General features: G+C 64.8%; 12 protein-coding genes. 10 read left to right on the top strand and 2 right to left on the bottom strand.

Annotated features, from left to right (window positions below; genetic code table 11):
- Positions 1-109 precede the first annotated feature (109 nt).
- From EI982_RS05385 to EI982_RS05370, 4 genes are read left to right on the top strand one after another with little or no spacing between them, the layout of a single operon-like run.
- Positions 110-1,042 (top strand): ABC transporter permease, encoded by a 933-nt coding sequence (locus tag EI982_RS05385; protein WP_157688510.1) that lies wholly within the window; start codon positions 110-112, stop codon positions 1,040-1,042.
- 4 nt (positions 1,043-1,046) lie between these two features.
- Complete coding sequence (locus EI982_RS05380) at positions 1,047-2,129, top strand: ABC transporter ATP-binding protein (protein ID WP_157688509.1); 1,083 nt, start codon at positions 1,047-1,049, stop codon at positions 2,127-2,129.
- Positions 2,126-3,175: an oligopeptide/dipeptide ABC transporter ATP-binding protein gene (locus EI982_RS05375; protein ID WP_157688508.1), complete on the top strand. Its 1,050-nt coding sequence runs from the start codon at positions 2,126-2,128 to the stop codon at positions 3,173-3,175. Before EI982_RS05380 ends, EI982_RS05375 begins: the two co-directional genes overlap by 4 nt.
- Positions 3,176-3,235: 60 nt before the next feature.
- The gene (locus tag EI982_RS05370) at positions 3,236-4,231 is read left to right on the top strand and encodes an ABC transporter permease (RefSeq protein WP_157688507.1); all 996 of its coding nucleotides are present in this window, start codon (positions 3,236-3,238) and stop codon (positions 4,229-4,231) included.
- An 84-nt stretch (positions 4,232-4,315) separates the two neighbouring features.
- Here EI982_RS05370 and EI982_RS05365 read toward each other — a convergent pair whose 3' ends face one another.
- On the bottom strand, positions 4,316-4,840 hold the full coding sequence (locus EI982_RS05365) for a helix-turn-helix domain-containing protein (RefSeq protein ID WP_233255294.1): 525 nt from the start codon (positions 4,838-4,840) through the stop codon (positions 4,316-4,318).
- A 604-nt stretch (positions 4,841-5,444) separates the two neighbouring features.
- On the opposite strand from EI982_RS05365, the gene EI982_RS05360 reads away from it, so the two are divergent.
- From EI982_RS05360 to EI982_RS05340, 5 genes are all read left to right on the top strand, one after another.
- Positions 5,445-7,289, top strand: a complete 1,845-nt coding sequence (locus EI982_RS05360; RefSeq protein ID WP_157688505.1) for an ABC transporter substrate-binding protein — start codon at positions 5,445-5,447, stop codon at positions 7,287-7,289.
- A gap of 75 nt (positions 7,290-7,364) precedes the next feature.
- Positions 7,365-7,694: a ribbon-helix-helix protein gene (locus EI982_RS05355; protein ID WP_157688504.1), complete on the top strand. Its 330-nt coding sequence runs from the start codon at positions 7,365-7,367 to the stop codon at positions 7,692-7,694.
- 80 nt (positions 7,695-7,774) lie between these two features.
- A complete protein-coding gene (locus EI982_RS05350; protein ID WP_157688503.1) occupies positions 7,775-8,962 on the top strand; it encodes a UxaA family hydrolase in 1,188 nt (395 codons plus the stop codon).
- Entirely contained in the window at positions 8,959-9,273 is a 315-nt protein-coding gene (locus EI982_RS05345) for a UxaA family hydrolase (RefSeq protein ID WP_157688502.1), read from the top strand. Before EI982_RS05350 ends, EI982_RS05345 begins: the two co-directional genes overlap by 4 nt.
- Complete coding sequence (locus EI982_RS05340; RefSeq protein WP_157688501.1) at positions 9,273-10,406, top strand: UxaA family hydrolase; 1,134 nt, start codon at positions 9,273-9,275, stop codon at positions 10,404-10,406. The genes EI982_RS05345 and EI982_RS05340 overlap by 1 nt, the downstream gene beginning before the upstream one ends.
- Positions 10,407-10,758: 352 nt before the next feature.
- Here EI982_RS05340 and EI982_RS05335 read toward each other — a convergent pair whose 3' ends face one another.
- Positions 10,759-11,217: a hypothetical protein gene (locus EI982_RS05335; RefSeq protein WP_157688500.1), complete on the bottom strand. Its 459-nt coding sequence runs from the start codon at positions 11,215-11,217 to the stop codon at positions 10,759-10,761.
- Between the two features lie 130 nt (positions 11,218-11,347).
- Between EI982_RS05335 and EI982_RS05330 the strand changes: the two genes are divergently transcribed.
- Positions 11,348-11,611, top strand: coding sequence for a BolA family protein (locus tag EI982_RS05330; protein ID WP_157688499.1), 264 nt, complete (start codon positions 11,348-11,350; stop codon positions 11,609-11,611).

The raw sequence follows: 11,611 nt of genomic DNA, 5'->3' as shown, positions 1-11,611 counted from the left end.
CCGGCGTGCGATCCAATATACTGGGGCCAATCGTTAATGTACTCTCTGGGCTCGGTTACCACGAGATGGCCTCCCAATATCTCCCCGAACGAGGCGAGGGATCTCCGATATGAAGTACGTCGACTCGCTGCGCCGATTGGGCCGATCGAGCTCCCTACGGAAGGTACGCGATCACTACCTGGTGCGGAACTTTCGTGCCGGGATCGGGGAACTCCTCTCGGAACGGATCACGAAGGTGGCGTTTTTCCTCGCGGTGTTCGTCCTGCTTCTGGGTATCTTCGGTCCGATGGTGGCCCCGTACGACTACGACGCCCAGCAGTACGACGAAAGCGGGGAGCTGGAACGACTCGAATCTCCCTCGGTGTCACATCCGTTGGGGACCACGGAGCGCGGCAAGGACGTCCTCTCGCGGGTCCTCTACGGAGCACGTCCCACGGTGATCATCGGCCTCCTCGGTGGCGGAACCATGCTCACCATCGGTGCCACGGTCGGCATCACCGCCGGGTACGTCGGGGGTGTGGTCGAGAGCGCGCTGATGCGATTCACCGACTTCGTCTACGGCATTCCCTTCATTCCGTTCGCGATCGTCCTGTTGACTTTCTTCGAGACGGGGTTCTATACGGCCATTCTGGTGATCGGACTCATCCTGTGGCGGGCCATCGCCCGCATCCTCCGATCACAGGTGCTCCAGCTCAAGGAGCGACAGTACATCATGGCGGCCAAGACGAGCGGTGCGAGTACGCCACGCATCATCGCGAAACACATCATCCCCAACGTCGCGAGTATGGCCGCCCTGTTTTTCGCGATGGGTATCGGCCTCGCGATCCTCAAGCAGGCGGGACTCGCGTTTCTGGGGATGACCGATCCGTTCCTCCCGGCGTGGGGGACGATGATACGGAACGCCTACGACTCCGGGTTGGCCTCGGAGGCGTGGTGGTGGACGCTCTCCCCGGGAGCCATGATCTCGATAACGGTGCTCTCGGTGTATCTCATCGGACGAGGCTACGAAGCGACGGGTGGGCAAGACGCGGAACTCGGCTAACATCATGACGGAACCAGTTCTCGAAATCGAAGACCTGACGATCACGTACCGAACCGAAGAGGGCGAAGGCGACGTCCACGCCGTCACGGACGCGTCGTTTTCCATCGACGAAAACGAGTACTTCGGGTTGGTCGGGGAGAGCGGCTGTGGGAAGAGCACGATCGCGAAGTCGATCATCGGCGGTCTGGACGAGAACGGTGAGATCACTTCGGGGACGATCAAGATCCACGGCGAGGAGGTTCAGGACTACTCCGAGGCGGAGTTCAACGGATCCGTTCGGTGGGAGGAGGTCGCGCTCATCCCACAGGCGTCGATGAACAGCCTCGATCCGCTCACCCGCGTGAGCGACCAGGCGGTTCAGATCGCCCAGGCCCACACGTCGATGACCGAAACGGAGGTGCTCGATCACTTCGAGGAACTCTTCGAGGTCGTCGGGTTGCCCGAGAGTCGCATCCACGACTACCCCCACCAGTTCTCCGGCGGGATGCAACAGCGGGCCCTCATCGCGATGTCGCTCCTGTTGAAACCGTCGCTGATCATCGCGGACGAGCCGACGACGGCGCTCGACGTGATCATGCAGGACCAGATCCTCAAGCATCTCAACGAGTTGCGCGACGATTGGGACATCAGCATGCTGCTGATCACCCACGACATCTCCGTCGTGTTCGAGAACTGCCAATCGATCGCAGTGATGCACGGGGGCCAGGTCGCGGAGACCGGCGAGACGGTGGATATCTTTCTCGAACCCCGGCACCCCTACACGATCCTCCTCCAGCAGGCGTTCCCGGACATCCGCGATCCAGACAGCGAGTTGAGTGTCATCGAGGGGACACCACCCCAGTTGCGAGCGGCGGTCGATCACTGCACGTTCGCCGACCGGTGCCCCTGGAGCGTCGAGGAGTGTCGTGCGGGCGCACCGCCGCAAGAATCGGTCGAGGACGATCCGACCCACCGCGTGGCGTGTATCCGCAGTTCGGAGATGACCGAGCTCGCGGCCGACGAACTCCAAAAGCGGGAACGATACCGCTCGGAACGGCGTGACGAGCACCCCACGACGCCACAGGGAACCAACGAGGGCGAACCATGAGTGCCGACGACCCGGTCCTCGAGCTCCGAAACCTCAGCAAGCATTTCGACGCGGCGTCGGGTCTCCGCGAGAAGGTCACGAACCAGCTCCTGCGGCGGGAGAGTCCGAAGATCCGTGCCGTCGACGACGTCTCGCTGTCCCTCTCGGAGAACCAGGTCCAGGGGGTGATCGGCGAGAGCGGCTGTGGAAAGAGTACGCTGTTGCGGACGCTGATCGGTCTGTACGAACCGACGGGCGGGGAACTTGTCTTCGATGGGCGATCCACGGCCTCGTTCGACAAGGATGACTGGAAGGAGTTCCGGCGACGCGTTCGGATCATCTTTCAGGACCCCTTCAACTCGCTCAATCCGAAATTCACGGTCAGGAACGTGCTGAGAGAACCCCTCGCGATCCACGGGTTCGACGACAAGGAGGAACGCATCCGACGGACCCTGGAACGGGTGGAACTCGACCCGCCGGAGCAGTATCTGGATCGCTACCAGCATCAGCTCTCCGGCGGGGAGAAACAGCGCGTCTCGATCGCACGGGCGCTCATCACCGAGCCCGACGTCATCCTGGCCGACGAGCCGGTCTCGATGTTGGACGTCTCCACCCAGGCCGCAGTCCTCGAACTACTCGACGACCTGTCGACGAACCTCGGCGTGTCGATGGTGTACGTCTCCCACGACCTCTCGACGGTCTCCTACGTCTGTGACCGTGTCAACGTGATGTACCTCGGACGGGTCGTCGAGCGCGCGGACACGAAGGATATCGTCGGGGACCCGAAGCATCCGTACACGCAGGCGCTCATCAAGGCGATTCCGGTCCCGGACCCGCTCCACGACCGGGAGCACACGGAGCTTCGCGGCGAGCCGGGCGATCCGGTCGATATGCCCGTGGGGTGTCGGTTCAAGGATCGATGTCCGGAGCGAATGGAGATCTGTGACCAGAAACCGCGGTTCGTCGACCCCGACGCGGACGAACACCGCGTCGCGTGTCACCTCTACTACGATCACGACGACCATGATAGCTCGATGGATCCCACCCCGGCACAGGTCGATGACTGAACGTCCCCGCGGGCGCGACGCCGAGCGACCGGCCCATCCACGAACGGAAGGTTCAACCCAATGAGTCAAGCAAAATACATTCTCAAGCGAACCGCCATCACAGCCGTACTCATCTATCTCGTCGCCTCGGCGCTCTTTCTGTTCTTCCGGTTCATGCCCGGGAGCTACTCGAGCATCATGCTCCAGCAGGGACTCGGTCCCGAACAGATCGCGGTGCTCGAACGGAAGTGGGGGCTCAACCAACCCCTCCACGTACAGTATCTGAACTACATCCGCAACATGCTGTCGGCCGACGTCGGCCAGTCGTTCGTCTACGGGACGAACGTGTGGGAACTCGTCCGCCCGCGTATGCTGAACTCGTTCATCCTGATCGCGCCGGCGGTGACGGTCTCGTATCTCGTCGGCGGCGTGCTCGGCGCCGCGATGGGGAACAACCGCGGAACGCGCTTCGAGAAGTACGGCATCGTCGTCGTCTCAACGTTCAAGACGGTGCCGGTCTTTCTCTCCGGGATCATCCTGCTGACGATATTCGCCTCGCAGTTCGACGTCTTCCCGTCTTCCGGGATGCTCTCCACCGAGACGACCCGAGCGCTGAGCGGCCAACCCTTCTACGCGATGTTCGGCACGGCCGACTTCTGGATGCATTACTTCCTGCCGTTCGTGACGGTGATGACCTTCTTCATCACGCTACCCTCGCTCATCATGCGAACTAACGTGGTCGAGACCCTCGGACAGGACTTCCTGTACTACCACCGCATCACCGGTCTCAACCGGTCGCTCAAGTTCAAGAAGCTGATCAAGCACGCCTCGCTCCCCGTCATCACCCTCTATCCGGTCTCCATGACGCGTGCGCTGGGCGGGATGGTGCTCGTGGAGGTCGTCTTCAACTGGCCGGGGATCGGAAAACTCCTCGTGGATTCGGTTCTCGCCCGGGACTATCCGGTCGTCCAGTTCGTGTTCATCGTCGCCGCGGTCTGGGTCATCATCGGGAACTACGTAATCGACATCCTGTACAGCGTCATCGACCCGCGTGTCGCGATCAAAAGCGAGGAGTGACCGCACCGGACGCCGAAGCCGACGAGCGATAGGCCGTTCGCCACGGACGGGACGTGTGTCGTGGGATCCCGTTCCCCGGAACGCCTACGTATTGATGAGTTGGGGCGACCGACCGTCGTCGTCGTCGGCGAACAGTCGCGTACCGACCTCGGTCAGGATCGTGTTCTCCGCCTTGCTGAGATGCTCCCACACCGTCGTCTGGTGGAGGCCGATCTCCTCGGCGAGGTCCTCGAGGGTGGTCTTCTCGTCGTCCGAATAATATCCCGATTCGAGCGCCGTCTCGAAGACCGACTGTTGTTTCGTCGTCAGCTTCGACAGGACCGTCGAGTACTCGAAGGACTCTATCGGCTCCCCGTTCCCGATCTCGCGAATCCGGTATTTCTCTATCGAGTTGTCGTTGGCCTCGACGTCGTCGATCAGCCGTGTCACGTCGTCGAACTCGTCGGTATAGACGATCCAGTGTTCGATGCCCCTGCTCACCGGAACCACGCCCCGATGATAGAACTGGTTTCGCTGAACCAGCGTCGAGATGCTCGGATTGTCCTCGTCGTATTCGATGTGAGTCGTGATGTACCGCGTCTGACTCTGCTGACCGAACGTGTCGATCATGATCGACCGGTCGTGGTCGCCGAACCGGCTTACGAACTCCTCGATCGCGTCGGCCCTGTCGCTTCGAACCCTCAACAGGCGTTTGCCGTCCCCCTCGTCCGACCTCCGTGTTCGTGCGAGGTTTTGCAGATGCACGTCCGGGCTGTGGGCGGTCGTATCGGAGATCGGACATCCGGTGTGTCTAACGGCGATCAGTATCTCCCACATCAACCGTTCCTGGTGTCTGGGGTATTTATCGATATCGATTCGGTGACCAAACAGTTGATTTTTTGCGGATCAATTACCCTTAGCACGAGTCAAATGTGGACAAAAGAAAACAATCGTATTCGGAGACGCGATTTATTCGTTCGATGTCCGATATCGATCTGCACCCACCAGATCCGGGGGAGATCGGCCCGTCGTCCGCCGGAACGGTACGCACTCGGACGGGGCCGACCCATCGCCGATGCCAACCGAATCAACAGGTCGTTGCTCCACTCCGTGGTCGGACGTCCAACTGAAGCCGACGTTATTCCGCACTTCTGTGATTATATATCCTATCTGTTACTAATTCCATATATTTGGGTGAACGCTTATCCACCATTCGACAGTCGGTTTGGATGGTATGACAGACGACACCATCGGTCGAAGAAAGATGCTACAGGCGCTCGGCGTCGCCTCGGGTATGACCCTCGCGGGCTGTGGCGGATCCGGCGGTGACGGCGGCGACGGCGGCGACGGCGGCGACGGCGGCGGTGGCGGCAGTGGCGACGGCGGCGGCGGTAGCGCCGACCTGGGCGAACGCGTGCCGTCGATAATCTTCAACTACTGGTCCGACGAAGGGCCGCTGACCAACTTCTTCGAGGACGCGACGTCGATCATTCAGAACGACATTCAGGACCTCGGCGTGGAGTTGGAGCTCAACCCGACGTCGCTCTCGGCCGGGATCAACGGCGAAAGCCAGGACACCCGGGAGTGGCACTTCTCGTACGGCGGCTACGAGCTCCGACCGGCGCGTCTGGATCCGCGGGAGCTGACCCTCAAATATCACATCCACGCGGCGGGGCAGAACTCGAACTGGAACCCGTCGAACTACGCCAACTGCGAGTACTCCGAGTACGCGAACCAACATCTCACCGCCGGCTCCCGCGAGGAGCGACAGGAACTCGTCAACCAGGCACACAGTATCCTCTCGGAGGACGTCGGGATCATCCCGACCGTGGTCCGAATGCAGTACGGGGCCATGCGAACGGACACCATCGACGTGGCCGGGGTCGGTGAGATGGGGCTGATGGAGACCGGTATCATCCCGCTCATCAAGTCGTCGCCGACCGGCGACAACGACAGCCTCGTGACGAACGTCCCCGCCATCTGGCTGGACACCACGATCTACCAGCAGGCGACCGGTGCGAGCCCCATATACGGCTTCTCCAACACGGTGTACTCGCCGCTGTTGATGTACAACGAGAACTTCGAGTTGGTGACCTGCCTCGCCGAGAGTTACGAAGTGTCCGACGACGGCCAGCAGCTCACGTTCACGCTTCGTGACGCCACCTTCCACAACGGGGACCAGATCACCGCCGAGGACGTCAAGTGGACGTTCGAGTTCCTGGCCGAACAGGCACGAAGCGGCGCGTACCCCTGGGCGACGGATCCCGGATACGAATCCATCGAGGTGGTCGACGACTCGACGGTCCGGTTCAACATGGAGGGCCCGACGCCGACGATGGAGACGGTGCTGATCCCGTCGTGGGGCATCCTGTCGAAGGACGCGTGGCAGGAGGCTGGGGCCGAGGAGAACCCCACGGACTTCGACGACCCCTGGGTCGGGTCGGGTCCGTACCAGATCACGTCGTTCGAGCAGGGTCAACTGATGGGAATGGAGCCGTTCTCGGACCATCCCAAGTTCGATCCCGAGGGTGATCTGGTGTTCCAGGTGTTCGACAGCAGTCAATCGGCGTACCGCGCGTTCACCAACAACGAGTTGAACGTCCTCCTGACGACGACTCCCTCGCTGGCCGACCGAATCAAAAGCGACATGGGCGACTCCGCACGGGTCATCACGACACAGGGGTTCACGCCGTACTTCATCTCCCCGCAGTGTCAGTTCGGTCCCAGCAAGTTCCGCGAATTCCGGATGGCGTTCTCCCAGATGATCGACCGCGACAACATCAACCAGACGTCGCTGTACGGGGACTCCGAGGCGACGATGTACGCCGACCCGTTCACGAGCAGCCATCCCTGGTATCCGGGAGACGACAACCTCACACGGATCGCGGAGTCGCCGAGCGCGAACGTGGAGGCGGCCAGACAGCTCCTCGAGGACGAGGGCTGGGGCTGGGACGGCGACGGTAACCTCCACTACCCCCCGGACGCCGACCTCGAACCCCAGTGGCCACAGGGATCACAGCCCGCGGACGACGCCGATCAGTTCCCCTGCGTCTCGGAGCTCGAGAACCCCTTCGCGTGAACCACCTCGGGGCTCGGCCCGAGCCCCGGACCGCAAAGCCGAAAGCCGTATTCGGCGCCCCGACCTTGCCGGCGTATGAGCCTCGACCGACTCAACGCGGACGTACGGGACGCATACAGCGCCATCGGCGACGACGTCACCGTCGAGCTGGACCGGGAGACCCGCAACGAACTCGCGATGCTCTCGGCGGTCTTCGATTCGCCGAACGAGGGCGAACTCGTCCGGCGGGCGATCCACGCCCTCTACCGCTCGACGGTCGACACCGGCAACCTCGATTTCCACCTCCGGCGGGCCTACGACGTGACCTACGACGAGTACCTGTACGGCGAACTGGAGGACACGTACGAGGATGCGAGCGGGCACGCGGGCCTCGACCGCGACGACGAGCGGCGCTATCAGCAGTAGGTTCGGACGGCGTCCGTTCGACGTTCGGCCGTCGATTCGGCGGTGGAAACCCTTTAGTCCACAGCGGGTGAGCCGAAGGTATGTCGACTTTCGAGGGCTACCGACGGTCAGACGGCCCTGCAGGCGTCAGGAACTACGTCGCGGTGTTGCCGGTATCGATCGCGGCGTCGGCCATCGCCGACGAGATCGCCGACCGCGCGGGGGAGAACGTCCGGTCTACCCCACACCAGATGGGGCGGGATCCGCCCGCGGCCGCCAGGGAGCAGATCGAGCGCACGCTCACGGGCGTGGGGCGAAACCCCAACGTGGGCGCGGCGCTCGTCGTCGGCTTCGGCACCGAGCGGATCGACGCCGACGAGATCGCGGACGGCGTCGCCGCCGCCGGGCGGCCGGTCGAGACGCTCTCGGTCAGGGAGGCCGGCGGGACCACCGCCGCCGTCGAGGCCGGGACCGAGGCTGCCGGCGACCTGTGGAGCGAGATCGGCGACTGCCGGCGCGTCGAGTGTGACGTGAGCGAACTCCGGTTCGGCGTCGAGTGTGGCGGCTCGGACGCGACCAGCGGCATCGCCGCGAACCCGGCGGTCGGCGTCGCCTGCGACCGCCTCGTCGAGGACGGCGGCACCGCGACGTTCTCGGAGACCCCCGAGTTCATCGGCGCCGAGCACATCCTCGCGGAGCGCTGTGTCGACGAGTCGGTCCGGGAACGGCTCCTCGAACGCGTCGACCGACGGGAGTCGGCGGCGGAACTGATGGGCGTCGACCTCCGTGGGGCCCAGCCCACCCCCGGCAACCAGGAGGGCGGCCTGACGACCATCGAGGAGAAGAGCCTCGGAGCGATCACCAAGGGCGGGACGACGCCGGTCCGCGGCATCGTCGACTACGCCGAGGAGCTTCCGGTCGGCGGCGGACTGGTCCTGATGGACACGCCGGGCTACGACGTCGAGAGCGTCGTCGGCAAGGTGGCCGGGGGCGCCCAGGTCGTCGCCTTCACGACCGGTCGCGGCTCGACGACCGGCAACCCCATCGCGCCGGTCATCAAGGTGACCGGGAACCCGAAGACGGCCGAGCGCCTCGCGAACAACATGGACGTCGACGCGAGCACGGTCCTCGACGGCGAGTCGCTCGACGACGTGGGCGACCGCATCTACGAGACCCTCCAGTCGGTCGCGAGCGGCGAGCGGACGGCCGCCGAGCGTCGCCGCCTCGAGGAGTTCGCGATCAACGAACTCCAGCCCAACGAACTCGCGGAACTGCGGGGTGGGGTATGAAAGGCGAAGTGCTCGGGGGGTGTGGCCTCCACATGGCCGCCGAGGACAACGTGGTCACGGCCATCGACGACCTGACGGCCGGTACGACGATTCCGTACGACGGCGAACGGATCGAAGTCGTCGAGGACGTCCCGTTCGGGCACAAGGTGGCCCTGGTCGCGTTCGAGCCCGGCGACGCCGTCGTCAAGTACGACGAGGTCATCGGTCAGGCGACCGAGGCCATCGCGCCGGGCGAGTGGGTCCACACGCACAACGCCGAGAGCCGGCGCGGGCGCGGCGACGTCGCCGAGGCCGAGGGGGAGGTGGCCTGATGTCGGCGCCCACGCGCTCAGACGACGCGGCCGACCCGTCGTCGGCGCCGCTTGCGGCCTACGTCCGGGACGAGGGCGTCGGCGTTCGCAATCGGGTTCTCGTCGTGCCCTCGGTGATCTGTTCGCACATCGTCGCCCAGCGCATTGCCGACGCCGTCGACGGGGCCGTCTGTGCGCCCCACGACCACGGCTGTGCACAGATCGGCGCCGACCACGATCAGACCGAGCGGACGCTGCTGAACGTCACCCGGAACCCCAACCTCGCGGGTGCGACGGTCGTCGGGCTGGGGTGTGAACACCTCCAGAGCGGGCCGTTCGCCGAGGCCGTCGCGGACCACGGCGTCCCGGTCCGCGAACTATCGATCCAGGAGGTCGGCGGCTCCGACGCCTGCATCGAGGCGGGCACCGAGGCGACGCGGGACCTCGCCGCGGCGGCCGCCGCCGACCGGAGCGAGGCGTCGCTCGGCGACCTCACCGTCGGCGTCGTCGGGTCGGACCTCGCGGCGTCGACCCGCGACGTTGCCGACCCCGTCGTGGGCGAGACGGTCGACGCGCTCCGCGACGCCGGGGCGACAGTCGCCGTCGCCGGCACCGAACGGCTCGCTCCCCACGCCGAGGCGGCGGCCGACCGCGCGGCCAGCGACCCGGTCGCGGAGCGACTGCGCGCCGCGGCCGAGCGGACCGCCGACGAACCGGGGAACGTCCGCGGACTGGTCCGCCGGGCGGCCGAACTCCCCTTCGACGAGGTGGTCGGCTCGTGGGGATCGGCGCCGGTCGAGGAGTTCGTCCAGTACGGCGACCGGGTGACGGTCGACGAGGGGCTCGCGGTCGTCGACACACCCTCCCGCTTCGAGGAGGCGACGACGGCGCTCGCGGCCGCCGGCGCCTCGGTCGTCGTTCACGTCACCGCCGAGGGTATCCCGAGCGGGCACCCCATCGTTCCGGTGCTCAAGGTGACGGGCGACGGCGAGACGGCGCGGATCCTCCCGGACGACGTCGACGTCGACGCGCGGTCGACGACCCCCGACGGACTGCTCGACGAACTCCGGCGCGTCGCCGACGGCGGGCGGACGGCGACCGAGCGCCACGGCCTCACGAAGTTCGCGATCAACCGCGTCGGGCCGTCGATGTAGGCGGGAGGCGGGTCGCTCCCACGGGCGACGCGGTTCGGTCGAACGGCGCCGCTCAGTACCGTTCCGACGATCCGCTTCGGTCCGGACCGACGTGGTCCGACTCGCACCTGGGACAGAGTCGCGAAATTTCCCCCGGACGTTCGGTGAAACTCGACGCACAGCGGATGCAGGTCCGGTCCCGCGACCGGTTCACGACCGTTCCGTCGACGAGCGTCCCGTCCACCGCGCTCCCCCGGTTTCGGTACGTCCAGCGGATCCGGGTGACGGTTCCCGATCGCTCCACGAACTGCGCATCACAGCGGATACAGCTTCGGCTTCGAACGGCGTCGACGGGGCGCATGTGGCGTCGCGATCACCGGTCCCGTTCGACGGGCTGACGGTCGCGTTCCGACGGTTCGGCCGGCGGTTCGGCCGGCGCGTCGGCCGTCACGTCGCCCCGATACAGGCGGAGCAGTTCCTCGAGGAGGATGGCGTGCCGGTCGCCGGCGGCGTACTGGTGGTCGATGAAGTCCTCCGCGTCGTTGAACTTCCCGCGGAGCGCCAGCCGACGGACGAACGAGACGGATTCGAGGAAGGGCGGGTGGTCCGTGTCGGCGTCGCTTCGGAGTTCGCGTTCCGCCTCCGGCATCACCTCCGATTTGATCTCCGCGTAGTCGATGGTCTCGGGTTCGTAATCGTCGAGGACCTGGTTCAACACGTAATCCGTCGAGAAGCGGTAGAACTCCGATTTGCTCTCGAATCGGTCCTCCTCGACGAGCGTTTCGATTTCCCCGACCACCGATTCGGGAAACCGCACCGTACTCTTTACCATACCCTACGACCACTCGCCGGGGGATATTATACTTTTGTCAGACGATGGATTCGACCGCGGAGTGTGTGGAGAGTATTCGCCTCGTCGCCTCACACCCAGCAGTTTTGTGCGACGGTCCCCGGAATGGCGTATGGACACCGCCGAGGTCGAACGACTCATCGAGGAGGGCATCGAGGACGCGGAGGCGACGGTCACGAAGCCGCGGGTACCCGACGAGGACCACGAGGACGCCCACTTCGCCGCCGTAATCGTCTCACCGGCCTTCGAGGGCCTCCCGCTCGTCCAGCAACACGAACTCGTCTACGACGCGCTGGAGGGGTACATGACGACCGACATCCACGCCCTAGAGATGAAGACGTACACGCCGGAGGCGTACGAGGAACACGAGGCGTAA

The sequence above is a fragment of the Haloplanus salinarum genome, assembly GCF_009762275.1.
Classification (GTDB): Archaea; Halobacteriota; Halobacteria; order Halobacteriales; family Haloferacaceae; genus Haloplanus; species Haloplanus salinarum.
The sequence above is the reverse complement of the archived record's forward strand: the minus strand, read 5'-3'. Positions and strand labels throughout refer to the sequence as shown.